The following is a 24,913-nucleotide window of genomic DNA, read 5'->3' as shown; positions in this document are numbered from 1 at the left end:
ACTTTTCCTGAGGCCGGAACATGTCAACTATCCGAAAGCCCTACACGCGTTCCCGGCCTTTAACCAAACTGGCTGTCATTGGCGACGGCTTGGATCCCGTTACGGTCCCAGGTGTTGTGACCACCGACGGCAGAGGGGTTGTGCCGCTTCAACTGCTGCTCAGCCCGTTGAAGGTGCGTATCCCCGCCTGGGAGCCGATGCCAACGCCTGCTGTCCCGGGTGACCCGGCAGATCCGGTGCATACGTGTGAACTTTGGTGGGAGAGCGATGATGGCATCAGACTTCTCGACCGGTTCCTGATCGGGCCGCCACCACCGGATATTCCGGCGTTTTTTGAGCGTGAAATCAGCATGCTCAACCTGCGCAGCCGCACTCGAATTGCACGCCTTTACTACACCGTCCGCAACGTCGGCGGGCAGAGCACCAGTTTGCCAGTGACGATCACGATCGACCTGGAACCGCCAAAATTGATCGCCCCGACGGACATGGCACGCTTTGTCGTGCCGCCAGAGCCGGCGATCAACGCTCAGTATTTGACCGACAATCAGCCCACGGCTTTTTACATTCCGGTCTACAACATCGGGGCGCCCAATGACCGTATTGAATTCTTTTTATCCAATTCGCCCGCGCCGCCGTTGAAGCTGGCGGACGGCGGCTCGCTGGTAAATTTCAGCACCACGCCCCCCACGGCAACCTTGAACTCAGATGCGTTTCGCGACCTGAACAATGGCCCTGGGTACCTGTTCTATCGAATTTATGACGAGGCCGGCAATTTCAGCACGTTGAGCAGCGGGCTGCCTTTTGTGCTGTCCCTGGGGCTGCCCGCGCCGAGCATTCGTCCTCCGATCTACAACGATGAGTTGATCAAGCGCAATGACGCTCGCGTGGATGAAGGCGGCGGGGTGTTCGTGCGCATAGACAGCTACCCGGGCTGGTCCGCCGCTGCCAGGCATGAAGTGATTGTGTATTGGGATGACCGGCCAACCACGCGCCGCCTGGTGACGCAATTGCCATTCGACGTGGACATTCCCTGGACGGTACTCAGGGGGCCGAGTCCGGTTCTGGCGGCACAGACCGTAGCGGTGCGCTACGAAATCTACGGGCTCAACCCTTTGCCGACGTCGTCCAAGTCGCTTTCCGTCAACGTGAACCTGACGATCGCCGGCCAGGATCACGCCAATGCACCGGCATTGCTGAACCCGACGTTGGCGCCGGTGGAAATTGTGGGCCGCACAGGCACCAACACACTGGTTGATGCGGACCGAGGTTACCCCGTGCGCGTGCGAGTGCGGCTGTTTGATACGCCCCGTGTGGGCGACTCGCTGAGCCTTTACTGGAACGGGGTGGGCCCGGTGGCCACCTATGCTGTGAGCGCCGCTGATAGTGCCGGTAGCTGGGTGTTTTTCAGCGACGTGCCGTGGTCCGTGATCAGTGGCGGCACTGGCGCGGTGTACGCGGTGCATTACACCACCACGAACGGCTTTAACGAGCAACGCTCCCCCGTTACCAATGTGAATACCCAGCTTGTCCCACTGCCTGCACCGGTTATACAGCACACGCTGACCAATGGTTACTTGACCTGCAGTTCGCAAACCAACCCGGTTAACGGTGTGCCCTGGTCAATGTTGAAAGATGGCGTGCGATGGTTAATAACGCCCAACCCCGCGTTACGGGTGGGCGACATGGTCAAGTTTGTGTGGCAAGGCTTCAATGAGAATAACTGGAGCACATTAAATACAAGCGTTGTCGTCACTCGGTCACTGTTATGGGAGCCCGCACATACAGTGGCCGGTGCAGTTATTGTTCTGGATTCGTTTGATATGACGCTGCTGCCGGTGCGCAAGTACGGGTCGGCGACCGGCAGTTATGAAGTATGGCGTGAGGGTGTGAAAGTTGGCGAGTCACTCCCGGGACGAGTCAGAGTTGATTTGACCTACGGTACAGGTCGGTATTGTTCTGCGAATGGAATCGTGTCGGGTTGAATCATCGGTGTGTGTCATGTGTGCATTAGGTATTTGGCTTTTTACGGTAAGGCTTCGTGGTGGATAAACAAAGTTTATTCACTTGGCGAAGCGCATTTTGGTCTTAGCGGTTCAACTGTCCGGAGCAAGATAATGGAACTTACAAACAGACAAATCATAGATGCTTTTGTACCTAGGGCGCCCTCCGATTACACGCCCGAAAGATTTCAACTTGGCGTGTTTGCTGACCAAGTGATTGGATACACGGGGTTGCTGACGCGTGCGGCTTCAAAAGGACAGTCCACCAATTTGAATATTCCCCTGTGGGACGGCGCAAGTACCGACCCTGCGGCGATGGATGTATTAACTGTCGAGATTGCTCCGTACCTGGATCTGAGTGGTTTGGATGTAGAGGCCGAAGATGCCTATTTCGGCTCCAGCAGCACCCGGTTTCAACGTCGACTGACAAATCAACCCGACCCTGTACCGGTGGCAATACCACAAGCCTATCGTCCCCCTGGTGTGTATTTGGTCAGGTACCGGGTGCTCATCGCCGACTCGGGCGTCGATAACTTTTCAGTCCCGCAGCTGCTGGTCGTCGACGAGACGTCTCCCTACGACCGCCCCCGCGTCAATCCGCCGGAACCCTCGCTGCCGGTGGGCTTGGTCGGGCCTCTGGACCTTGCCTATATTCAGAGTCAGCCAAACCAGACGGCGCTGTTTCCGATTCCCTATGATGCGCAAAACGGGTTGTCCGATGGCGATTACGTCGAAATGTTTTTCGGCTCTTCGGATAAGCCTTACGCGTTTGCGCCGCCTAACCCGGAAACGAAATTCCGGATTGATCCGGCTGTGCCCCTGACGCTTCCGTTGCCGGCAAGTGTTGTCGCGGCTGAGCGCAGGGGCAACTATAGTATGCGCTACCGCCTGTTTGACGTGGCCGGCAACCCCTCCGAGCTCTCGTACAGCCTGGATTTGGCAGACCTGGCACAGGCGCCATTGCCCACCGAGTTTTCTGCGCCAACAGTTGAACTGGCAGTGCCCGGCGACGGCCTGATTGACCGTGCTGATGTGGTGTCGGGAGGCGGCGTGCGAGTGCTGGTTCCCAGCTACACGAATGCGCTGCGCCCTACAGATGAAATCGTCGTCACGCTGAGCTCAGCGTTCGCCTCAATTCCGGTCACGGTGGCGCTGGGCACCACTGCATTCCCGGTGCCGGCTCTGTTCACTGCGGCCAATGTGGATACGCTGTACGGGCCTCAAACCCCCGGCAAGAACCGGGTGCCTGTCACGGCTTCGTACGTCGTGCGTCGCGGCGCAACCACCTATCCGACGCCGCCTTTGGAAACACCGTTCGATCTGGACCTGTCTATCGTTGGGCCTGTGGGGCCGGTGATCGTGGGGCCTGGGAACTTGAATCCCAACCTGTCGCCAGTGGTGGTCCAGGCGATGCGCGCCGGGGGCACATTCGGGCCTGATAACCATCTGGAGGCTGATGACGTAAATCTGGCAGCAAGGGCTCGAATTCCATTGTGGACGACGCCCGCGTTGCCCGCCGACTCACTGCCGTTCACGGTGACCTTGAATTATGGTGGCCGTCTGCAAGCGCAGAATGTCGTGACCCTGCCTGCCAGTGGGTTCGTGGATTTCACCATTCCCTTCAGTGACATCAGAAACTTGGGCGGCCCTACGCAGTTGGCGTCTTACACCATCACGTCGGCGGCCAGTGCAAACCCGAGTGTGTCGGTCAATACAACGGTGATCGTCGACTCTGTCATTTTGCGAATGGAAGCGCCGAGAGTCCTTAATAATACCGGTACGCTAAACTGCGACACGCTGAGGCCGATTAACAGTGGCAGACTGGTCATTCATATTCCAGGCTCGGATTATTTGAGCGCGGGGCAACTTATAAACGTGACGTTCGTCGGGTTCCAGAATAATACCCAGACACCACCGTCCGTGGTCACCGAGTCTCGAACTTTCACAGTGCCCGACGCCTCGGCTGCCAGTATTGGATGGGACCTTACATTTGACGTAAGTTCTACGGTCTTGTTTAACCCGATCAACGCCAACCGCTCGTTGTTGACCCAAGGTTCGGCAACAGTAACCTTTGATACTCAATATCTGGGGCAAACAGTGCCTTCGCTTCCCGCCAATTATCGTGTGCGGGGTTTCCGTCCAGGCACGGGAAGTTCCAACTATTGCGCCGGCGGCGTGGTGCCCGCTTAGTTTTAAATACAGGGGGTAGTTACCAAAGAGGGGCGGCATCCTCTTTGGTGCTCCCAACTTTGTATTGATTCCTTTAAAGGCGCAGAGGGCGCCGCAGCCCCACAGCAGCTGTTGATTTTTATCAGATTGATTGGGAGAAATCCTACAGATTTTAAGCGAGTGCTCGTCAATCATGGCGCCGCTTAATGGGCTGGGCCCCACCAGATTTGGAACCCGCCCTATTGTTTCGTGCAGGAACTAGAGGTTCATTATATGTCGGCAGTATTTAACTTCAAACCAACACCCTTGAGCCTTGCGTTGTCAGCCCCGGCTGTCACGTTAATGTTCCTGGTGGCTCCCACTGCGCACGCGCAAACACAAGTCATTTTGCCCAATACGTCGATATCGGCCGCTACGCCGCTTGATAACTATGTGCTGTCTGGCGGATCAAGCTTGATTGCGCACGGTGCGACGACCCGGCAGATTCAAATGGTTAACGCCGGTTTGACGCTGGAGCCGGGCAGCAAAACGTTAGATATCGAAGCCCGACTGCAATCGAAAGTGGTCGTTGATAACTCCCAGGTAACGGCGCGCCCCACGATCACCCAGGCCATTTCGGTCGCGGGTAACAGCAGTGCATTAATCACCAATAACAGTACGGTCACCAATGCCACGGGTTGGGGGGTGAGTGTCACCCGAACGACAGGCGGCACGGATGGTTCGTCCCTCACGGTAAAAGACAGCAGTGTTATCGGTGCAACTCGCGGTATTTCCGCCGCCGGCTACGGCACGGTGAACCTGGACAATGCCCGCGTCGACGCTACGGCTGCGACAGGTATAGGTTTGGTACTGCTTAATGCCGATGCTGTGGCGCGCAATAACAGCCTTATTACTGGCGGGGTGAACGGCGTCAATATGCGCATGGAGGGGGATCTGACGCGGACCAACTCCTTGATCCTGGATAATTCCGTGGTTCAGGGCAAAAGCGGCTCAGCCATCCTGGTCAATCCGCCGCTCACCAACAGCACCAAGGCTGATATCCAGGTTCTCAACGGTTCGAACCTGCTCAGCGGTAATGGTGTGCTGCTTCAAGTGGACAATAACTCCAGCGCCAACCTGTTCGTCGACAACAGCCAGTTGACCGGCGACGTGGTCATTGGCGCGGGCGGCACGGGCATGGTGCAACTCAACAACAATGCCTCGCTCACCGGCCAGTTGCGCAATGTCGAGCAACTCGACGTCAACAGCAATGCCCAGTGGGTGCTGGTGGGTGACAGCCAGGTCAACACCCTGAAAATGGGCGGCGGCAACGTAGTTTTTGGCGCCCCGGGCCAATTCTTCCAACTGAACACCAATAACCTGACCGGTAATGGCACGTTCAAAATGCACACCAACTTCAACACCGGCGAGACCGACCTGTTGAATGTCAATGGCAACGCCGAAGGCAATCACCAACTGTTGATTGGCGCCAGTGGCTCGGAGTTGGCCACCGGTGAGGCCATCAAAGTGGTACACACCGAAAGCGGCGGCGCCCGGTTCGGGCTGGTGGGCGATACCGTCGATGTCGGCGCTTTCGAATATGGGCTCAAGCAGGAAGGCACCGACTGGTACCTGGACACCGAGAAAAAGGGCACCAGTACCAGCGCCAAAGCCGTGCTGGCATTGGCCAACGCTGCACCTGCGGTACTGGTGGGTGAGTCGAGCATATTGCGCACCCGCATGGGCGAAGTCCGCTTTGGCCAGGGCAAGAGCCAGGGCCTGTGGATGCGCGGCTACGGCAACAAGATTGACGTGGCGGCCAACAGCAACGGCGTGGGCTACTCACAGAACCAGACCGGCCTGACCATCGGTGCCGATACTGCGCTGGATGCGGGTGATGGCCAGTGGACGCTGGGTGTCATGGGCGGTTACAGCAACTCAACCCTGGGCCTGAGCCGTGGCAGCAGCGGTATGGTCAACAGCTACTACCTGGGTACCTATGCAACCTGGCTGGATGAAGAAAGCGGCGTGTACGTCGACCTGGTGGGCAAGGTCAACAAACTCAAAGGCCAAAGCCAGGTCAACATGAGCGACGGCCAACGTGCCAAAGGCAAATACACGCAAGATGCGGTGAGCGCATCTGCCGAGGTGGGCAGAAACATCAAGCTCGATGATGAGGGCCTGTATGTTGAACCGTTTGCCCAGTTGTCCATTGCCGCCATTGGCGGCGCCAACTACACCATGGACAACGGCCTGAAGGCAAAGAGCGATCGTGCCACGTCAGCCATCGGCAAAGTGGGTGTCACCCTGGGCAAAAATGTCCAGCTGGACAGCGGCAGCATTCTGCAGCCGTACCTGCGCACGGCGGCGGCGCGTGATTTCAGCCCGGACAACCGGGTGTACATCAACGATCAGAGGTTTAATAACAACCTCTCGGGCGCGAGCGTCGAGGTCGCGGGCGGCATGGCTGTTTCGTTGTCGAAAAACCTTAGCCTGCATGCCGAAGTCAGTCACAGCAAAGGCAAGGCGTACGACATGCCTTGGGGCGCAACTGCAGGGTTGCAGTACGCCTTCTAAAGTACGTGTGCACGTGGATAGGGGAAGCTTTGGCTTCCCCTTTTTTTCGCCCGTCTGATCAGCACGCCGGGCCTAACTGAACAACCCTGCGGCAATGTTGATCGAAAAACCCAGAATCGCTGTATTGAACAAAAAACCGATCAACGACTGGCCCAGCACCACTTTGCGCAGACCGCGCGTGGCCACGCCCACATCGGCTGTTTGCACCGCCACGCCGATGGTGAACGAGAAGTACAGGAAGTCCCAATAGTTGGGGTTGCGCAACCCTTCGGCAAAACGCAATGCCGGCTCCTCGCCCTCCCAGGTGTAGAAAAGGCGCGCGTAGTGCACGCTGAAAATCACCCCGGTCAACAACCATGAGCCGACCACGGTCATGCCGGTAAAGCCGTAGTGCAGCAGGCGCGCTGTGCTGTCGAGGTCTTTGCTGCCCACCAGGTTCACCGTGATGGTCGCAAGGCTGGCAATTGCCGCAATGCACACCATGAACAGCACCAGCCCGGCGTTTTCGTCTTCAATCTCGGCGATGCGTTTTACGTCGTCGGCGCGAGCACGGGTCGCCAGCCACAGCATCAGCAGCAGGTAGGTCCAGACGCCGGCGTTCCAGCCGATGAGGATTTTGCTGATCAGCGTATCGGCAGGCGCCAGAATGCCCACGGCAAGGCCGAGTACGGCGGCGGATGAAAGGCGAGGGTGGGTGCGGGCGAGGAAGGCCATAGGTGCTCACAACAAGAGAGGTTGTGAGCACCATAGCGCATTTTCGGACGGGTTATGGACGCTTGCGCACCCACTTCATGACGACCACAAAGAACACCGGCACAAACACCACTGCCAGTGTTGCGGTGATCATCCCGCCGATCACCCCGGTGCCAATGGCCTGCTGGCTGGCGGAGCTGGCGCCGGTGGCAATCGCCAGGGGCACCACGCCGAGGATAAACGCCAGCGACGTCATGATGATCGGCCGCAAACGCAGGCGCGCCGCTTTCAAGGTGGCGTCGATCAGGTCCTCGCCTTGCTCATACAAGTCCTTGGCGAATTCGATGATCAGGATCGCGTTCTTCGCCGACAAGCCGATGATGGTGATCAAGCCGACCTTGAAAAACACGTCGTTCGGCATGCCGCGCAAACTCACCGCCAATACCGCGCCGAGCACGCCCAGCGGCACCACCAGCAACACCGAGGTCGGGATCGACCAACTTTCATACAGCGCCGCCAGGCACAGGAACACGATCAGCAGCGACAGGCCCAACAGCAACGGCGCCTGGGAGCCGGACAAACGCTCCTGCAGCGACAAGCCGGTCCATTCCTGGCCCAGCCCTGCGGGCAGTTGGCTGACCAGGCGCTGGATTTCTTGCATGGCTTCACCCGTGCTGTGCCCTGGCGCCGCTTCGCCGCTGATGGCGATGGCGGGGTAGCCGTTGTAGCGGGTCAGCTGCGCCGGGCCCTGGGTCCATTTGGCTTCGACAAATGCCGATAACGGCACCATCTTGCCGGCGTTGTTGCGCACATTGATCTTCAACAAATCCGCCACCTGGCTGCGCTGATCGCCTTCGGCCTGCACCACCACCCGTTGCATACGGCCTTGGTTGGGGAAGTCGTTGATGTAGGCCGAGCCGATGGCTGAAGACAACACATTACCGACGTCAGCAAAGGAAACCCCCAGTGCATTGGCCTGCTTGCGGTCCACTTCCAACTGCACTTGCGGCGCCTCGGCCAGGGCGCTTTCACGCACGTTGACCAGAATCGGGTTTTTCTCGGCGGCCGCCAGCAGCTCAGTACGCGCCGCCATCAAGGCGGCATGGCCGACACCGCCACGGTCCTGCAACCGGAACTCGAAACCGCTGGAGGTGCCCAGGCCATCTACCGGCGGCGGCAGGATCGCATAGGCAATCGCATCCTTGAGCTCGCTGAACGCGGCGTTGGCACGGTCGGCAATTGCCGCCGCCGAATCGTCGCTGCTGCGTTTGGACCAGTCCTTGAGCGTGGTGAACGCCAGCGCCGCGTTCTGCCCGGAGCCAGAGAAGCTGAAGCCCATGATCATGGTGGTATCGCCCACCCCAGGCTCCTGGGCGTTATGCGCCTCGATCTGCTCGGCCACCTGCACCGTGCGGTTCTTGCTCGCACCCGGTGGCAGCTGGATGTCGGTGATGGTGTAACCCTGGTCTTCCACGGGCAGGAACGAGGAGGGCAGGCGGCTGAACATCCAGCCCAGGCCCACCAGCAGCACCAGATAGATCAGCAAGTAACGGCCGCTGCGTTTGAGGGCGTAGGCCACCCAGCCTTCATAGCGGTCGGTCAGGTGTTCAAAACGCGTATTGAACCAACCGAAAAAACCGCGCTTGGCGTGGTGCTCGCCCTTGGCAATCGGCTTGAGCAACGTGGCGCACAGGGCCGGGGTCAGGGTCAAAGCCAGGAACGCCGAGAACAGAATCGAGGTGGCCATCGACAGCGAAAACTGCTGGTAAATCACGCCCACCGAGCCCGGCATAAAGGCCATCGGCAGGAACACCGCGACCAGCACCAGGGTGATGCCGACGATGGCTCCGGTGATCTGGCCCATGGCTTTGCGCGTGGCCTCCTTGGGCGACAGACCCTCGGTGGCCATGATGCGCTCGACGTTTTCGACCACCACAATCGCATCGTCCACCAGAATGCCGATGGCCAACACCATGCCGAACATGGTCAGCACGTTGATCGAAAACCCCAGCAACAGCATGGTGGCGAACGTGCCCATCAGCGCAATCGGCACCACCAGCGTCGGGATCAGCGTGTAGCGCACGTTCTGCAGGAACAGGAACATCACCGCAAACACCAGCGCCATGGCCTCCAGCAAGGTGTAAACCACCTTGGTGATCGAGACTTTGACGAAGGGCGAGGTGTCGTACGGGATCTTGTACTCCACATTGGCCGGGAAGTAGCGCGACAGCTCGTCCATCTTCGCCCGCACCAGCGTTGCGGTGCTCAGCGCGTTGGCACCTGGCGACAGCTGCACACTGACGGCGGTGGACGGCTTGCCGTTCAGGCGCGTGGAAAACTGATATTCCTGGCTGCCGATTTCCACCCGCGCCACATCGCCGATGCGCACGGTGGAGCCGTCCGGGTTGGCCTTGAGCACGATGTCGGCGAACTCCGCCGGCGTCGACAGCTGGCCTTTGACCAGAATGGCTGCGGTGATTTCCTGGGTGCTGGTGCCCGGCAAATCACCGATGCTGCCCGCCGAGACCTGCGCATTCTGTGCGCTGATCGCGGCGTTGACGTCGGCGGGCGTAAGGTTGAAGCCAATCAGTTTCTGCGGGTCGATCCAGATACGCATCGCACGCTCGGCGCCATACAGCTGCGCCTTGCCCACGCCCTCGATGCGCTTGAGCTCGTTCATCACGTTGCGCGCCAGGTAATCGCTGAGCGCCACGTCATCGAGCTTGCCGTCGCTGGAGGTCAATGTCACCAGCAGCAGGAAACCGGCGGAGACTTTCTCCACCTGCAACCCTTGCTGGGTAACGGCTTGCGGCAAGCGCGGCTCTACCGCCTTCAGACGGTTTTGCACATCGACCTGGGCCATTTCCGGGTCGGTGCCCGGCTGGAACGTCGCGGTGATGGTCGCCGAGCCCAGGCTGCTCTGGGATTCGAAATACAGCAGGTGATCGGCGCCGTTGAGCTCCTGCTCGATCAGGCTGACCACGCTTTCGTCCAGGGTCTGGGCCGAGGCGCCCGGGTACACCGCGTAGATTTCCACCTTCGGCGGCGCGACGTTGGGGTACTGGGCCACCGGCAGCTGCGGGATCGCAAGCGCGCCGGCCAGCAAGATAAACAGGGCGACCACCCAGGCGAAGATCGGGCGGTCAATAAAGAACTGCGGCATTGTCAGGTATTCCTTTGCTTAGCGGACCGAGGCCTGGGCATTCGGCGCAGGGCTGTCGTCCACTTCGACTTTTTCACCGGGGCGTGCGTGTTGCAGGCCTTCGACGATGATGCGGTCACCGGGCTTGAGTCCGTTGCTGACGATCCAGCGATCCTCGATCACTGCGCCAAGCTCCACGGGTTGCTGGCTGACGACCTGTTCGGCGTCCAGCAAGAGCACCATCGGGATGCCGGCGCTGTCACGGGTAATGGCGCGTTGCGGCACGCTGATACCCTGTTTGTCCACTGCCTGTTCCAGGCGCACGCGTACAAAGCTGCCGGGCAACAGGTCGAGGTCCGGGTTGGGGAACTCGCTGCGCAGGATGATCTGCCCGGTGCCGGGGTCGACGCTGATTTCGGCAAACAGCAATTTGCCTGGCAGCGGGTACAGGCTGCCGTCGTCCTCGATCAGCGTGGCCTTGGCCTGGTCCTGGCCGACCTGCTTCAAGCTGCCGGCACGGAAGGCGCGGCGCAGGTCGTTCAACTCGCGGGTGGACTGGGTCAGGTCGGCGTGGATCGGGTCCAGTTGCTGGATGATCGCCAGCGGCGTGGCTTCGTTTTGCCCGACCAGAGCGCCCTCGGTGACCAACGCGCGGCCGATGCGCCCGGAAATCGGCGCGGTCACGGTGGCGTAGCCCAGGTTGAGTTTGGCGCGCTCTACGGCGGCTTTGTTGGCGGCGACTTCGGCGTTGGTCTGGCGCACGGCGGCGCGGGCATTGTCGTAGTCCTGGCCGCTGATGGCGTTGCCCTCGACCAACTGGCTGTAGCGCTGCTCCTGCAGGTGCGCCTGGAACGCGTTGGCCTGCGCCTTGCTCAGGTTGGCCTGGGCGCTGTCCAGGTCGGCTTTGAACGGGGCCGGGTCGATGCGAAACAGCACGTCGCCCTGTTTCACGTCGTGACCTTCCTTGAACACGCGCTGCATGACCACACCGGCCACCCGCGCACGCACTTCGGCAATACGCGGCGCGGCGATCCGCCCGCTCAGTTCACTGGTGATCGACAAGGGCTTGGCCTGCAGGGTCTCGATGCGCACTTTGGCCAGGGGCATTTGCGGCGCCTCGTCCGCCGACTGGTCACACGCGCTCAGGGCGAGCGCCAGGGCCAGCAGGCAAAACGGCGCAAACAGATTCTTCGACATGCTCATATCCCAATATTGACTGGCGCATCCTAAAGACACCTGCGCCGTGGTGCTGTGAAGCTGTGTAGCTCGTCTGTGAAGAAATGTAAGGTGCGACCCATAGTCGCCTGAGGGCGTATATCCTTGCACAATCCTGCAAACAGCAAAGATCACATGTGGGAGGGGGCTTGCCCCTAATGGCGGTGGATCAGCCAATAAATCTATCCACTGAACCACCGCTTTCGCGAGCAAGCCCGCTCCCACATTGGGTTTCTGTACACCTGATGAACTGCATTATTTGGAAACACCATGCCCAACATCCTCCTGGTGGAAGACGACGCCGCACTCTCCGAGCTGATTGCCAGCTACCTGGAGCGCAATGGCTACCATGTCAGCGTACTCAGCCGTGGCGACCACGTACGCGAACGCGCGCGCCTCAACCCGCCGGACCTGGTGATCCTCGACCTGATGTTGCCCGGCCTCGATGGCCTGCAGGTGTGCCGCTTGCTGCGCGCAGACTCGGCCGGCTTGCCGATCCTGATGCTCACTGCGCGCGACGACAGTCACGACCAGGTGCTGGGCCTGGAAATGGGCGCTGACGACTATGTCACCAAACCCTGCGAGCCGCGCGTGCTGCTCGCCCGTGTGCGCACCCTGCTGCGCCGCAGCAGCCTGTCCGAACCTCAGGCGGCCAACGACCAGATCGTCATGGGCAACCTGTGCATCGACCTGTCGGAGCGCACCGTGAGCTGGCGCGAGCAGGCCGTGGAGCTCTCCAGCGGTGAATACAACTTGCTGGTGGTGCTGGCCCGGCACGCCGGTGAAGTGCTCAGCCGCGACCAGATCCTGCAGCGCCTGCGTGGTATCGAGTTCAACGGCACCGACCGCTCGGTGGACGTGGCCATCTCCAAGCTGCGCCGCAAGTTCGACGATCACGCGGGCGAGGCGCGCAAGATCAAGACCGTGTGGGGCAAGGGGTACCTGTTCAGCCGTTCCGAGTGGGAATGCTGATCCATGTTTCGTGTCCTGCTGCGCCTCTACCTGATCACCATCATCACCTTCAGTGCGGCGATCTTCCTGATTCCCCGGTTGGTGATCCAGCTGTTTGAACACCGTTACATGGACTACAACGTCGAGCAGACCCGTGGCCTGCAGACGCTCATCGTCAAACAATACCTGCGCGCGCCGGTTGAGCGCTGGTCCCAGGTGACCGAGCAGTTGGGCCGCGACTTCGCGCCGCTGAAAGTCAAACTGCTGTTGCGCCAGGACGCCAGCTACACGCCCGCCGAAGAAAAGCTGCTGGAGCAGGGCAAGCCGGTGATCCGCCTTGGCGAATGGGGCTGGATGGAAGAAATCAGTTCGCCGGTCAACCAGCAGTTTGCGGTCAAGCTGACGATTCCCCCCGACCCGATGGACATGAACCTGCTGTACTGGTCGATGAACGTGCTGATCGGCGCCGCGCTGCTGGCTTGCCTGCTGTTCTGGCTGCGTCCGCACTGGCGTGACCTGGAGCGCCTGAAAAGCACCGCTGCACAGCTGGGCAAGGGCAACCTGGGCGAGCGCACGCAGATTCCGCCCAGTTCCAACATTGGCAGCCTGGCGTCGGTGTTCGACACCATGGCCGACGATATCGAGCGCCTGCTCAATCAACAGCGCGACCTGCTCAATGCGGTCTCCCATGAACTGCGCACGCCGCTGACCCGCCTGGATTTCGGCCTGGCGCTGGCGTTGTCCGAAGACTTGCCCCAAGCCAGCCGCGAGCGCCTGCAAAGCCTGGTGGCGCACATTCGTGAGCTGGACGAGCTGGTGCTGGAATTGCTGTCCTACAGCCGTCTGCAAAATCCGGCGCAACTGCCGGAGCGAGTCGACGTGGTGCTCGACGAGTTTGTCGACAGCGTGCTGGGCAGCGTCGATGACGAACTGGAAAACCCCGAGATTGTCATCGACGTGGCGCTTGATTGCGCGGTGGAGCGCTTCAGCCTCGACCCGCGCCTCACCGCCCGCGCGCTGCAAAACTTGTTGCGCAATGCCACGCGCTACTGCGACAAGCGCATTCAGGTGGGCGTCAAGGTGTGTGCCAAGGGCTGCGAGATCTGGGTGGATGACGATGGCATCGGCATTCCGCTAGACCAGCGTGAGCGGATCTTCGAACCTTTCTATCGCCTGGACCGCAGCCGCGACCGCGCCACCGGGGGCTTCGGCCTCGGCCTGGCCATCAGCCGGCGCGCGATGGAGGCCCAGGGCGGCACGTTGACGGCCCAGGCGTCACCCTTGGGCGGGGCACGATTCCGGCTGTGGTTGCCCAGCGTCGGCTGATCAGAGCACCTTGACGGCGCGGCCGATCGCCTGGATCGGCCCGGTGGGTTTGCCGGTCGGCGAGCCATTCGGATCTTCCAGGGTCAGCTCGAACAATTGGTTGGGCGCCAGTGGCGGCAGTTTGTCCAGCGGCACCGACAGCGTTTGGCCTGGCTTGACCAACCCCAGCGACACCGGGCCTTGCCAGCCATCCGCCTTGGTCCAGAACTGCAGCGCCTTGTCGGCAGGCACTTGCATCACACCCAATGGAATCAACTGGATCTGTTGAGTATTGCTGGCCTGGATCACCCAGCCCGGAGCCTGGCTTTGCGGCGCCACCAATACCACCACAAAAGTGGGTTCTGCAGTGGGCGGGCGGGTCAGCAGCAGCGTCGCCAGTACCCACGTCGCCACCAGCCCCGCGCCGGCCAAACCGCGCCATAGCGCCAGCAGGTTCCACCACGGTGTGTGCAGGTCGGCGCGGGTGTCGGCGGGCGTGACGGTGCGCTCGATGCGCCGCCACAGCTGGGCAGAAGGGGGCACTGGTTCGGCCAATGCGGTCAGCGGCAAAAGGCGCTGCTCCCATGCGTCCACCGCCGCGCGCAACTCGGCATCCTCGGACAAGCGCTGCTCAACCTCGGCGCGTTGCGCGGCGGGCAGGGTGCCCAGCACGTATTCGCCAGCCAGTTCGTCCAGAGGGTTGCTCATGCCATGCACTCCCGCAGCGCAGCGAGGCTGCGTTTGATCCAGGCTTTGACGGTCCCCAGCGGGGTGTCCAGTTTCTGTGCGATTTGGCTGTGGGAATAGCCGTCGACGTAGGCATGCAGGATGCACGCGCGACGGGCCGGGTCGAGCTGCTCCAGGCAGGCGTGGACCTGCCCCGAGCGCGAAGCGAATTCAAAGGTGTCGGTTGTGGCGATGTGCTCGTGCGCGTCGCCCAGGGGGGCTTCGCGGTAGTGATTGCGCACGGCATTGAGCGCCAGATGCCGGGTCACGCTGAACACCCAGCCGCGCGCCGAGCCACGGTTGCGGTCGAAACTGCCGGCGCCACGCCAGATCCTGATAAACGCGTCATGCACGATGTCTTCGGCCAGGGATTTGTCCCTGGCAATGCGAAAAGCCACGCCGAGCAAACGGCTGCTGTCCTGCTCATAGAGCTGGCGCAAGGCGCGTTGATCCCCACGGGCGCAGGCCAGTAGACAGGTTTCGTAATCAAAATCGGCGTCAGGCAAGGCCACGTGTTTCCACCATTGTCATAACAATCGCCACCGCGCTGCAGGGCGCCGGCATGCCGGCAAAAAAGGGCACGGGCGCAGCGTAAACCCAGGTGCCCTGCGTCATCGTTGACGACCCTCGCCGGCAAGCCGGCCCTTACAGGGGCAGCGTAGCCGAGTTTGTTCTCAGTTGGCCGCCCAGAAGATGTAGTCGGCCTGGTACTTCACCACTGCCTGCGTGCCTTTGTTGGCAGCGCTGCACTCGGTGCTCGGCGCCACGCCACCCTTGAGCGCCACGCGCTGGATATAACTCACACCGCTCATTGCGCCTTTGCCTTCGGCCGGGTTGGCCTTGACCAATTGGTACGGCAGGTTGCCCGCACCGGACGGCGCCACGGCCAACTGCGTGCCGGTGATTTTCGAACCGTCCTGGGCTTGCCATGTAGCCGGTGGGCCGAAATAGGTGCCCACTGGCTTGCCGCTGCGGTCGTTCAACACCGCCTTGGGGCCGACAAACGTCCACTCGGTCTGGCCGGGAGCGTTAGCTTTGTCGCGGCATTCGTAGGTGATTTCGCCGACGCCTGTGGTCTCCAGCGCCACCTTGTGCCCATCCGGCACCTTGATGCTGTCGGGCAGGCCGGTCTGGGCGAAAGCTATTGGCGCGGCGGCCAGCAGGGCGGTCAGGCAGAACAGTGCTTTAGCGTTCATCGGTGTTTCTCCATTGAGTAAAACAGCGGGGTCACTGTAAGCACTACCCAGGCCGCGCTCGATTGGATGCAGTGATTAGAAAATAAATGCACAAGGGCGCACACTGTGCCCCCGCTTTACCCGAGGAGAGATTGGCAATGACTGGTGTTCACACGTCTGCTCAACAGGGTTTCTCTACCCAGGCCGCCACTTACGCCCAAGGCCGGCCCGACTATCCACGACAACTCACCGGCTGGCTCACTGATGCGCTGCACATCGATGCGCAATCGACGGTAATCGACCTGGGCGCTGGTACCGGCAAGTTCACCCGTTTGCTCAGCACCCTGGCGCCAACGCTGGTGGCGGTCGAACCGGTCGAAGCGATGGGCGCGCAGCTCAATAAACTGTTACCCGATGTGCGCCTGGTCAATGGCACCGCCGAATCCATTCCCCTGGAAACCGCCGTCGCCGAGGCGGTGGTCTGTGCGCAGGCGTTCCATTGGTTTTCTACCGAAGCCGCGCTGGCAGAAATCCACCGTGTGCTCAAACCCGATGGGCGCCTGGGGTTGGTGTGGAATGTGCGCGATGAATCGGTGGATTGGGTCGCCGCCATCACCGACATCATCACCCCTTATGAGGGCGACACGCCGCGCTTTCATACAGGCCGCTGGCGCGAAGCCTTCACCGGCGAGTATTTTTCCGCGCCCGAAATGACCTGCTTTGCCTATCAGCATGTCGGCAGCCCTCAGGAGGTGATCATGGATCGCTTCCTGTCGGTGAGCTTTATCGCGGCGCTGCCCGCCGCCGAGAAAGCCCGCGTGACTGCGCAATTGCAGGCACTGATCGACACGCATCCTGCCTTGCGGGGGCGTGACACTGTGGCGTTTCCGTATCAGACGCAGGCCTACGTCTGTCAACGGCTGACACAAAAGGCATAAAGTCAGATCATATTGATATAAGTCGTTATAAGAAAAATCGCTATCCTGCGGCCAGAAATTTATAAGGCCGCGGGTAGTTGTATGGATGTGGGTAACTTTGGTTTTGTCATCGCCGGCCTGGTGGTTGGTTTTATCGTCGGCATGACCGGTGTCGGTGGGGGGTCTTTGATGACCCCGATCCTGTTGTGGTTCGGCATCAACCCGGCGACCGCCGTGGGCACTGACTTGTTGTACGCGGCCATCACCAAATCAGGTGGCGTGCTGGTGCACAGCAAGAACAAGAATATCGACTGGACCATCACGGGTTGGCTGACCTTGGGCAGTGTGCCTGCGGTGCTGCTGACCCTGTGGTTCCTTGCCAGTCTGCATACCGACCCCAGCGCCATGAACGCGGTGATCAAGCAGGCGCTTGGTGTGGTGTTGCTGCTGACGGCGCTGGCGATTCTGTTCAAGAAAAGCCTGCTGGCTTTTGCACAGCGGCATGCGGGTGATGACTATCACATGAGCTCGCGCAACTTGAACCTGTTGACGGTGGTGACCGGTGCGATCCTTGGCACCATGGTTGCCCTGACGTCCATCGGCGCGGGTGCGCTTGGGACCGTGGCGCTGTTTATTCTGTACCCGTTTCTGGCGACGCGTCGGCTGGTGGGTACCGAGATTGCCCATGCTGTGCCGCTGACATTGGTTGCGGGCCTGGGGCACGCGAGCATGGGGAATATGGATTGGCATTTGCTGGGCTTTTTGCTGATGGGGTCGTTGCCGGGGATTTACCTGGGGAGTCACATGACCGGTAAGGTTCCTGATGGTGTGCTGCGGCCTTGTCTGGCGGTTATGTTGATGACTATTGGCTATAAGTTGGCGTTCTGATGTTTTCAGGTTTCTGAGTGGGGTGAGTACATATCCGTTGCTGCGGTAACGGCGGCTGGCGGTTCCGCTCTTACAGCGGGTCACTTTTGGCTAAATCACAGCAACACACCTCTATCTGATGCACAGACACCCAAATGTGGGAGCGGGCTTGCCTGCGAATGCGGTGGTTCAGTCAGCCCATGTGTCACTGGCACACCGCCTTCGCGAGCAAGCCAGCTCCCACCGTCGACCGAGTACAACCGACACCCATCTACCTGACGCACGGAGCTCCAAATGTGGGAGCGGGCTTGCCCGCGAATGCGGTGGTTCAGTCAGCCCATGTGTCACTGGCCCACCGCCTTCGCGAGCAAGCCCGCTCCCACAAGTTGACCGAGTGAAGATGCCAGCACCTCACTGCTTGGCTTTTCTGTGGGAGCTGGCTTGCCTGCGATGCAGGCACCTCGGTGTATCAGTGACACACAGGCGATGCCATCGCAGGCAAGCCAGCTCCCACATTTGATTGAGTTCAGCTTCAAGGATCAGGTCGGCTGTCAGGCCGCCTCGGCGGTGCTTTTGATCTAAACACAGGTCGGCTACCAGGCCGCCGTGCTCTGCTTTTGATCTCAGGCACACCGAAGCGTGAGCGAGGTGCCGAGCGGTGGGGCAAGAGCCCTTTGGTTACTTTGGGGCTTTTCCAGAGTGACCCGCCGTAAGGGCGGAACCTATCTCAGCCATCACCTAAACAACGGATATACCCCCCAACCCTGAGCGATCAAAAAGCCTATCCCTTGGCCGGCCCATTCCCGATTTGCCACACAAACGGCGGCTCAGTCCCGTTAATCACCCAGTCCCCCACAATCCGCGCCTTGTAGATCACCGGATTATGCGACGACACCGTACGGGCATTGCGCCAGTGGCGATCAAGCGCTTTACCCTGGCGCACATCCGACGCTCCCAGCGCATTGAACAACTCCGTGGTGGCCCGCTGCACCAGCGCCGACACCACCACCTGCGCCGTCGCCGATTCAATCTCGGCCGCCACATTCGCCTCCCGCTCGGCCACCTCATCCCCGGCAAACCGCGCCAGGTACGCCTGTTGCGCCGGCACCGCAGCCTTTAACGCACTGGCCTCGGCGGCATACACCAGCGCCGCCACTTCACCCACCACTTGTTGAACCTGCGCATCCTGGCTGACATGCGCGGCATTGCCGTGGCTGTAAATGCGTTTGCGACTGCGCACCTGATGAGCCACGTCGCTGAGTGCCGCACGACCAATCCCGGCCAGGCTCGCCAGCAACACCAGCTGATAAAACGCGGTCTGGTACTTGAACCGGGTGGCAAAGTCGATAACGTTTTCCGCGTCCACCACAGCATCGGTAAAACGGCTGGTGCCACTGCCCGTGGTGCGCTGGCCAAAGCCGTCCCAGTCATCGCTTTGCACCACGCCAGGCTGACGCGTGCGGGTGGCGGCGATCACATCGGCGCCGGTATCGCTGCGCTGGGCGTACACGTCGATCCAGTCGGAGAAAAGGCTGCCGGTGCTGTAGAACTTTTCACCGTTGAGTTTCCATTTATCGCCGTCGGGGCTCACCTGAGTGACCACCTCGCCGATGGCCACGTTGCCGATTTCGGTCCAGGCGCAGCCGACGATGTCGCCCTCGACAAAGCGCTTGAACCACAGGTCGCGGCCAGCGCTGGGTGGCGCATTCAGACGGTCCTCGGCGAAGGCGAAATGCCCGCGCAACGCCTGGGGCACATTCGAATCGGCAGCGGCCAGCTCGATCAGCAACTCGAACAACTGCGGCAGCGACGCGCCACCACCGCCGTATTCCACCGGCACCCGCACGGCGCCAAAGCCGGCCTGCTTGAGCCATTGGATCGGTTCATAGGGCAGGGCGCGGGTCTGTTCGCGCGCTACCGCACCTGCGGCAATGCGCTGGAAGATCGGCCGAAAACGCGCGACCAACGTGGGGTAATCGACACCTGTGGACAGCGGGTTGATGACGTGTTGTTCGGTCATGGGGGGCAGCTCCTTGGCAGTATCAGTCCTTGGGTGATTGCACAGTTCGTGCCGGTGGCTGCAGCCCGTGTTTGCAGGGGATGAAAGCCATCCACTGTTGCTCCGGCAACAGCGGATCGACAAATCGGTGTAATCCATGACATTGGCGGCTCAGCCCTGCGAGATGGGGATTTTTACCGCGACGCCCATGGCCAGGGCGTTTGCACCGGCCTGGCACGCTTGCTGCTCTAGCCCTGGAACATCCCTTCGTGCGAGGTACTGCCAGATGAGTCAGCAAGCCGTTAAATTTGCCTATTGGGTGCCCAACGTCAGCGGTGGGCTGGTGGTCAGCAAGATCGAGCAACGCACCCATTGGGGCATCGACTACAACCGCAAACTGGCGCAGTTGGCCGAAGCGGCCGGTTTTGAATACGGCCTCACGCAAATTCGCTTCACCGCCGGCTACGGTGCGGAGAACCAGCATGAATCCGTAGCCTTCAGCCATGCGCTGCTGGCGGCGACCACCACGCTCAAGGTGATCGCGGCCATCTTGCCCGGCCCGTGGCAGCCGGCCTTGGCGGCCAAGCAACTGGCGACGATCGACCAACTGACCAATGGCCGTATCGCGGTGAACATCGTCAGTGGCTGGTTCAAGGGCGAGTTCCAGGCCATCGGCGAACCCTGGCTGGAGCACGATGAGCGTTATCGCCGTTCCGAGGAGTTTATCCGCGCGTTGAAAGGCATCTGGACCCAGGACGACTTCACCTTCAAGGGCGACTTCTACCGCTTCAACAATTACACCCTCAAGCCCAAGCCCCTGGGCCAGCCGGAAGTGTTCCAGGGCGGCAGCTCACGCGCGGCGCGGGACATGGCGGCGCGCGTGTCGGACTGGTATTTCACCAACGGCAACACCCCGCAAGGCATCAAGGCTCAGGTCGATGACATTCGCGCCAAGGCGGCGGCGAATAACCATTCGGTCAAAGTCGGCGTAAACGCCTTTGTGATCGCCCGCGACACCGAAGAAGAAGCCCGCGCGGTGCTCGCCGAGATCATCGACAAGGCCGACCCGGAGGCCGTGAATGCCTTTGGTGACGCGGCCAAGCAGGCCGGCAAAGCCTCACCGGAAGGCGAGGGCAACTGGGCCAAATCCAGTTTCGAAGACCTGGTGCAGTACAACGACGGCTTCAAGACCAACCTGATCGGCACACCGCAGCAGATTGCCGAGCGCATCGTCGCGCTCAAGGCCGTGGGCGTGGACCTGGTGCTGGCGGGCTTCCTGCACTTCCAGGAGGAAGTCGAATACTTCGGCAAGCGCGTGTTGCCGCTGGTACGTGAGCTGGAAGCCAAGGCCGGGATCAAGCAAGTGGCTTGAACAGCACCACCGCCGCGCGCAACTTGTTGTTGCCAAAGCGGCACATGCGTTCGAACTCCCCGTGGCTGACCGGCAAGTGCTGGCAGTCCAGGGGCTGGCGGTGCTGGCTGTGGTCCACATCCGGGTCGTGCAGGTAGACAAAGTCGTCGTCGCAATCGGTGACCATCACCCAGTGCGGCGACTTGGAGCGGGTGAGGCGGTAGCTGCTGATCAACACCAGCGGCTGCCCGCCATCGCGCAGTACCTGCGGCAAATCCAACGCGCCGCCGAACACCTGCTCGACGTCGCTGCCGGCCAATTCTTCTTCGAACGCCTCGTGCACCAGGCGCATGACGTCCTTTTTATGCTGGTCGCGCACGCCGTCCAGAAACAGCGGGCCGCGCACATTCACCTGCATGCGTACGCGAAAGCCCCGACGCCACGCCGCCAGGGCCAAGCCTTGCGGGCTGCAGCCGCCGTGACCGGCGGTCATGAACACGGTGGTGGCTTCACGCCAGATTTGCAGCTCTTCGCGCCGGCCGGCCACACGCGTCGGCACCAGTGCGCCCATGGCCATCAGCAGGCACGCGGCGCCACAGGTGAAGTCGGTGGTTTGCTGGTAATACGGCACGTTTTGCGGGCGCGCGTCCTGGTGCTGGACGATGCGTTTTTCCAGGCGCAGGGCCGGTGCATGGTCTTCGTAATAGTCATTGATCAGCGCGAAGCGCCGGTAGCCATTGCGCTCGTACAGGGCGAGGGCGCCGGGGTTGTCGGTGCGCACTTCCAGGCGCAGGTAGGCGCAATCATGCGCCACGGCGCAGGCTTCGATGCGCGCCAGCAGCTGCTTGCCCAGGCCCATGCCGCGTGCGTGTTCGGCGATGGCGATGGAGTACAGGCGCGCCAGTGAGGTGCCGCGATGGAACAGCACCAAGGCGTAACCGAGCAAAACACCGTCATTTTCGGCAACGAGCAACTGGCCATGAGCGCGGCTGATCATCCACTGGAAACTGCGCGGCGAAAGCCGGTCGGTGGTGAAACAGTGCTGTTCCAGTGCCACCAGTTCGGGCACGTCAGCGGGGGTTGCAACGCGAAAGGAAAGAGCCATATGACCGCCGTAAAAGTTGCGTAACGAAACGGGACTTCTCTAAAAGATCGTGCTTAATAGAAAAGGTCGAGTTCTCTAAAGCGGATCAAATATTATGTCGGCGGTACAAAGTCATTGGCGTGAAGTATCCGAGCAAACTGTCGCGGCGACAATAACTTCCACGGGTTATTTTTCTCCTCCCCTTAAAGGCTCCAGTCAAGTCGTGATCATTGTCGAACGCAAGGAAGATTGGGCCTCCTACTTTCCCAGCGAAGACATCGTCACCGCGCAGGAATACCTTGAACAAACCCGCGAGAGCGAGACGGGCAAGCGCGTGCAGGTGATCAACCTGTGCCGCAGCTACAAATACCTGGGGCATGGTTATTACTGCTCGCTGTTGGCCGAGGCGCGCGGGCACAAGGTGATTCCGTCGGTGCGCACCATCAGTGAACTGACGAAAAAGTCGCTGTATGGCCTGTCGCTGGATGACCTGGATAAAACCCTCGATAAAGCCTTGAGTCATCACCTCTACAGCAATACCGAAGGCTTTACCCTGACACTTTACTTTGGCCTGACCAATATAGAACCGTTGCAGGAGTTGGCCCGTCAGTTGTTTGAAACCTTCCCGTGCCCGATTCTGTTAGTTGAGTTTCGCAAGAATAACGGCTGGCACATCGAAGGGGTCAAATCCGGCGTGTTGCACAAGTTGCGTGATGACCAGGAAGACCAGTTTGCCCACGCCCTGGACAACTTCAGCCGCAAGATCTGGCGCCAACCGCGTTCACGCAGGCTGGCCCGCTACGACCTGGCCATCCTGCACGATCCGCAGGAGCAATTGCCGCCCTCCAATGCCCGCGCCCTGGAAAACTTCGTGCGGGTCGGCAAGGGCCTGGGCATCGATGTGGAACTGATCGAGCGCAAGGATTACTCGCGCCTCGCCGAGTACGACGCCTTGCTGATCCGCGAGACCACCAGCGTCGACAATCACACCTACCGCTTCGCCAAAAAGGCCGAGAGCGAAGGCCTGGTGGTGATGGATGACCCGGCGTCGATCCTGCGCTGCACCAACAAGGTCTACCTCACCGACCTGCTCAACAGCCACCAGCTGGGGATGCCCGCCACCGAGATTCTGTACAAGGAGCGACCGGAAGATTTCGAGCGGGTGGGCGAGCGCCTGGGCTTCCCGCTGGTGTTGAAGATCCCCGACGGCTGTTTCTCGCGCGGTGTGATCAAGGTGGAAAGCCAGGAGGCCTTGCTCAAGGCCACCGCTGAGTTGTTCGAGCATTCGGTGCTGTTGCTGGCCCAGGAATTTTTCTACACCGAATACGACTGGCGCATCGGTGTACTCAACCGCAAGCCGATCTTTGCCTGCCAGTACTTCATGTCCAAGGGCCATTGGCAGATCTACAACCACAAGGCTATCGGCCAGGACATCAACGGCGAATGCCGCACCCTGGCGGTCCACGAAGCGCCCAAGGCGGTGGTGGAGCTGGCGGTGAAGACCGCCAACCTGATCGGCGACGGCCTTTACGGTGTTGACCTCAAGCAGTCCGGCGACAAGGTGGTGGTGATCGAGGTGAACGACAACCCGAACATGGACGCCGGTATCGAAGACGCCTACCTGCAAGACGACCTGTACGCGCTGGTGCTGGAGGAGTTCGTGCGGCGCCTGGAGTTGAAGCGCCAGGGCCAGGTGTGGTGACGCGCGATGATCCAGCGCTTTGAATTGACCGGTGGAAAGTTGTGCGGCGCGGGAAGTGATGATGCGCCGATCATGTTGTTCAACAACCCGGACCTGGCCGAACGTGAATGGCTGCGCGACCACCACAAGCTGGATGAACATGCGCTGGCCTCGGCCCTTGACCCGGATGAAGTGTCACGCATCGAATTTCACCCCGACAACCTGTTCCTGATCTGGAAACGCCCGGAAAACTACTCCGGCGGCGGCAATCTGGTGTTTGAGGTGTCGTCGTGCGGCTTGTTGTTTTCGCAGGATCGCCTGCTGGTGATTGCCACCGATGAAACCCCGCTGTCGGGGCTCGGCGCGCGCCGGCCGCTGCACACGCCGTTGGATGTGCTGCTTGATTTGTTGCTCAACAACATCCACCACTACCTGGGCCACCTCAAGGTGATCAAGCTGGTTGCGCGCGAATTGCAGCAACAGTTCAACGCGTCGATGAGCAACCATCACCTGATGCAGATGTTCAGCCTCAGCGAAAGCCTGATCTATTACATCAATGCGCTGCACAGCAACGGCGCGGTGCTGTCGCGGCTGCGTAATCACGCTGAAAAAGAGCATTTCAGTGCCGAGATCCTGGGGTTGATCGACGACCTGATCATCGAAAACCATCAGTGCTACAAGCAGGCGGAGATCTATTCCAATGTGTTTTCCGGATTGATCGACGCGCGTGGCAACCTGATGAACAACAGCATGAACAACCTGCTGCGCAAGTTGACCCTGATTAACGTGGTGTTCCTGCCGCTTAACCTGATTGCCAGTGTGGGTGGCATGTCGGAATTCAGCATGATGACGGCGGGTACGCCGTGGTGGGTGTCGTACCCGCTGCTGATGGCCGCGATGGCGTTGGGGGCCGGCTTGATGGTGCTGGGGCTCAAGCGAATCGCGGGCGGGGCAAGTGTGGTGTGATGGGAGTACAGAGCCGTTGCTGCGGTAAGGCCCGCTTGGTAATGCGCTGGGGGCCTGCGTTCCACAGCGCATCACCCTGATGTCATCCGATCCAAAAATGTGGGAGCGGGCTTGCT

18 protein-coding genes are annotated in these 24,913 nt (G+C 60.6%); 10 read left to right on the top strand and 8 right to left on the bottom strand.

All coding sequences use genetic code 11. The features are described from left to right. Positions 1 to 20 precede the first annotated feature (20 nt). The 3 genes from NTD89_RS04475 to NTD89_RS04465 all read left to right on the top strand — a co-directional run bounded on the left by NTD89_RS04475 (position 21) and on the right by NTD89_RS04465 (position 6,725). Positions 21 to 1,982, top strand: coding sequence for a hypothetical protein (locus NTD89_RS04475; protein ID WP_262206571.1), 1,962 nt, complete (start codon positions 21 to 23; stop codon positions 1,980 to 1,982). Between the two features lie 132 nt (positions 1,983 to 2,114). After that, complete coding sequence (locus NTD89_RS04470) at positions 2,115 to 4,190, top strand: hypothetical protein (protein WP_262206570.1); 2,076 nt, start codon at positions 2,115 to 2,117, stop codon at positions 4,188 to 4,190. Between the two features lie 252 nt (positions 4,191 to 4,442). Continuing rightward, positions 4,443 to 6,725 (top strand): autotransporter outer membrane beta-barrel domain-containing protein, encoded by a 2,283-nt coding sequence (locus tag NTD89_RS04465; RefSeq protein WP_410017201.1) that lies wholly within the window; start codon positions 4,443 to 4,445, stop codon positions 6,723 to 6,725. A gap of 72 nt (positions 6,726 to 6,797) precedes the next feature. Here the strand turns inward: NTD89_RS04465 and NTD89_RS04460 are convergent, their stop codons facing one another. The 3 genes from NTD89_RS04460 to NTD89_RS04450 are packed head-to-tail and all read right to left on the bottom strand — an operon-like array spanning position 6,798 to position 11,757. After that, complete coding sequence (locus tag NTD89_RS04460) at positions 6,798 to 7,439, bottom strand: DUF1345 domain-containing protein (protein WP_106577860.1); 642 nt, start codon at positions 7,437 to 7,439, stop codon at positions 6,798 to 6,800. Positions 7,440 to 7,491: 52 nt separating this feature from the next. Beyond that, positions 7,492 to 10,581 (bottom strand): efflux RND transporter permease subunit, encoded by a 3,090-nt coding sequence (locus NTD89_RS04455; protein WP_262206568.1) that lies wholly within the window; start codon positions 10,579 to 10,581, stop codon positions 7,492 to 7,494. An 18-nt stretch (positions 10,582 to 10,599) separates the two neighbouring features. Continuing rightward, positions 10,600 to 11,757, bottom strand: coding sequence for an efflux RND transporter periplasmic adaptor subunit (locus tag NTD89_RS04450; protein ID WP_262206567.1), 1,158 nt, complete (start codon positions 11,755 to 11,757; stop codon positions 10,600 to 10,602). A 288-nt stretch (positions 11,758 to 12,045) separates the two neighbouring features. Here NTD89_RS04450 and NTD89_RS04445 point away from each other — a divergent pair, with 288 nt between their 5' ends. Together NTD89_RS04445 and NTD89_RS04440 are read left to right on the top strand one after the other, a co-directional pair. Continuing rightward, positions 12,046 to 12,747: a response regulator transcription factor gene (locus NTD89_RS04445; protein WP_145165677.1), complete on the top strand. Its 702-nt coding sequence runs from the start codon at positions 12,046 to 12,048 to the stop codon at positions 12,745 to 12,747. Positions 12,748 to 12,750: 3 nt separating this feature from the next. Continuing rightward, positions 12,751 to 14,052, top strand: coding sequence for an ATP-binding protein (locus NTD89_RS04440; protein WP_242197208.1), 1,302 nt, complete (start codon positions 12,751 to 12,753; stop codon positions 14,050 to 14,052). On the opposite strand, the gene NTD89_RS04435 is transcribed toward NTD89_RS04440, so the two are convergent. The 3 genes from NTD89_RS04435 to NTD89_RS04425 all read right to left on the bottom strand — a co-directional run bounded on the left by NTD89_RS04435 (position 14,053) and on the right by NTD89_RS04425 (position 15,953). Beyond that, positions 14,053 to 14,739 (bottom strand): anti-sigma factor domain-containing protein, encoded by a 687-nt coding sequence (locus NTD89_RS04435; RefSeq protein WP_145165675.1) that lies wholly within the window; start codon positions 14,737 to 14,739, stop codon positions 14,053 to 14,055. Next, entirely contained in the window at positions 14,736 to 15,263 is a 528-nt protein-coding gene (locus NTD89_RS04430; protein ID WP_262206575.1) for a sigma-70 family RNA polymerase sigma factor, read from the bottom strand. The genes NTD89_RS04435 and NTD89_RS04430 overlap by 4 nt, the downstream gene beginning before the upstream one ends. Positions 15,264 to 15,431: 168 nt before the next feature. After that, a complete protein-coding gene (locus NTD89_RS04425) occupies positions 15,432 to 15,953 on the bottom strand; it encodes a DUF3455 domain-containing protein (protein ID WP_262206566.1) in 522 nt (173 codons plus the stop codon). Positions 15,954 to 16,090: 137 nt separating this feature from the next. Here NTD89_RS04425 and NTD89_RS04420 point away from each other — a divergent pair, with 137 nt between their 5' ends. Next, entirely contained in the window at positions 16,091 to 16,870 is a 780-nt protein-coding gene (locus tag NTD89_RS04420) for a class I SAM-dependent methyltransferase (protein ID WP_145165673.1), read from the top strand. 81 nt (positions 16,871 to 16,951) lie between these two features. Next, the gene (locus tag NTD89_RS04415; protein WP_145165672.1) at positions 16,952 to 17,737 is read left to right on the top strand and encodes a sulfite exporter TauE/SafE family protein; all 786 of its coding nucleotides are present in this window, start codon (positions 16,952 to 16,954) and stop codon (positions 17,735 to 17,737) included. Between the two features lie 760 nt (positions 17,738 to 18,497). On the opposite strand, the gene NTD89_RS04410 is transcribed toward NTD89_RS04415, so the two are convergent. Continuing rightward, on the bottom strand, positions 18,498 to 19,736 hold the full coding sequence (locus NTD89_RS04410) for an acyl-CoA dehydrogenase family protein (RefSeq protein WP_262206565.1): 1,239 nt from the start codon (positions 19,734 to 19,736) through the stop codon (positions 18,498 to 18,500). A 265-nt stretch (positions 19,737 to 20,001) separates the two neighbouring features. Between NTD89_RS04410 and sfnG the strand changes: the two genes are divergently transcribed. Further along, positions 20,002 to 21,087, top strand: coding sequence for a dimethylsulfone monooxygenase SfnG (sfnG, locus tag NTD89_RS04405; RefSeq protein ID WP_242197192.1), 1,086 nt, complete (start codon positions 20,002 to 20,004; stop codon positions 21,085 to 21,087). Here the strand turns inward: sfnG and NTD89_RS04400 are convergent. Further along, a complete protein-coding gene (locus NTD89_RS04400) occupies positions 21,071 to 22,171 on the bottom strand; it encodes a GNAT family N-acetyltransferase/peptidase C39 family protein (RefSeq protein ID WP_169366561.1) in 1,101 nt (366 codons plus the stop codon). The genes sfnG and NTD89_RS04400 overlap by 17 nt on opposite strands. Positions 22,172 to 22,265: 94 nt before the next feature. Here NTD89_RS04400 and NTD89_RS04395 point away from each other — a divergent pair, with 94 nt between their 5' ends. Both NTD89_RS04395 and NTD89_RS04390 read left to right on the top strand, forming a co-directional pair. After that, positions 22,266 to 23,852 (top strand): RimK family protein, encoded by a 1,587-nt coding sequence (locus NTD89_RS04395; protein WP_242197186.1) that lies wholly within the window; start codon positions 22,266 to 22,268, stop codon positions 23,850 to 23,852. A gap of 6 nt (positions 23,853 to 23,858) precedes the next feature. Next, positions 23,859 to 24,797, top strand: coding sequence for a magnesium transporter CorA family protein (locus NTD89_RS04390; protein ID WP_169366562.1), 939 nt, complete (start codon positions 23,859 to 23,861; stop codon positions 24,795 to 24,797). The last annotated feature ends 116 nt before the right edge of the window (positions 24,798 to 24,913 follow it).

Origin of the sequence: Pseudomonas sp. 14P_5.3_Bac1, assembly GCF_025466135.1 — a bacterium.
Taxonomy (GTDB): Bacteria; Pseudomonadota; Gammaproteobacteria; order Pseudomonadales; family Pseudomonadaceae; genus Aquipseudomonas.
The sequence above is the reverse complement of the archived record's forward strand: the minus strand, read 5'-3'. Positions and strand labels throughout refer to the sequence as shown.

Excerpts from the sequence above, each read along its gene's own strand:
- NTD89_RS04475 (WP_262206571.1), top strand. The coding sequence starts at position 21 with ATGTCAACTATCCGAAAGCCCTACACGCGTTCCCGGCCTTTAACCAAA.
- NTD89_RS04470 (WP_262206570.1), top strand. The coding sequence starts at position 2,115 with ATGGAACTTACAAACAGACAAATCATAGATGCTTTTGTACCTAGGGCG.
- NTD89_RS04465 (WP_410017201.1), top strand. The coding sequence starts at position 4,443 with ATGTCGGCAGTATTTAACTTCAAACCAACACCCTTGAGCCTTGCGTTG.
- NTD89_RS04460 (WP_106577860.1), bottom strand. The coding sequence starts at position 7,439 with ATGGCCTTCCTCGCCCGCACCCACCCTCGCCTTTCATCCGCCGCCGTA.
- NTD89_RS04455 (WP_262206568.1), bottom strand. The coding sequence starts at position 10,581 with ATGCCGCAGTTCTTTATTGACCGCCCGATCTTCGCCTGGGTGGTCGCC.
- NTD89_RS04450 (WP_262206567.1), bottom strand. The coding sequence starts at position 11,757 with ATGTCGAAGAATCTGTTTGCGCCGTTTTGCCTGCTGGCCCTGGCGCTC.
- NTD89_RS04445 (WP_145165677.1), top strand. The coding sequence starts at position 12,046 with ATGCCCAACATCCTCCTGGTGGAAGACGACGCCGCACTCTCCGAGCTG.
- NTD89_RS04440 (WP_242197208.1), top strand. The coding sequence starts at position 12,751 with ATGTTTCGTGTCCTGCTGCGCCTCTACCTGATCACCATCATCACCTTC.
- NTD89_RS04435 (WP_145165675.1), bottom strand. The coding sequence starts at position 14,739 with ATGAGCAACCCTCTGGACGAACTGGCTGGCGAATACGTGCTGGGCACC.
- NTD89_RS04425 (WP_262206566.1), bottom strand. The coding sequence starts at position 15,953 with ATGAACGCTAAAGCACTGTTCTGCCTGACCGCCCTGCTGGCCGCCGCG.
- NTD89_RS04420 (WP_145165673.1), top strand. The coding sequence starts at position 16,091 with ATGACTGGTGTTCACACGTCTGCTCAACAGGGTTTCTCTACCCAGGCC.
- NTD89_RS04415 (WP_145165672.1), top strand. The coding sequence starts at position 16,952 with ATGGATGTGGGTAACTTTGGTTTTGTCATCGCCGGCCTGGTGGTTGGT.
- NTD89_RS04410 (WP_262206565.1), bottom strand. The coding sequence starts at position 19,736 with ATGACCGAACAACACGTCATCAACCCGCTGTCCACAGGTGTCGATTAC.
- sfnG (WP_242197192.1), top strand. The coding sequence starts at position 20,002 with ATGAGTCAGCAAGCCGTTAAATTTGCCTATTGGGTGCCCAACGTCAGC.
- NTD89_RS04400 (WP_169366561.1), bottom strand. The coding sequence starts at position 22,171 with ATGGCTCTTTCCTTTCGCGTTGCAACCCCCGCTGACGTGCCCGAACTG.
- NTD89_RS04395 (WP_242197186.1), top strand. The coding sequence starts at position 22,266 with ATGTCGGCGGTACAAAGTCATTGGCGTGAAGTATCCGAGCAAACTGTC.
- NTD89_RS04390 (WP_169366562.1), top strand. The coding sequence starts at position 23,859 with ATGATCCAGCGCTTTGAATTGACCGGTGGAAAGTTGTGCGGCGCGGGA.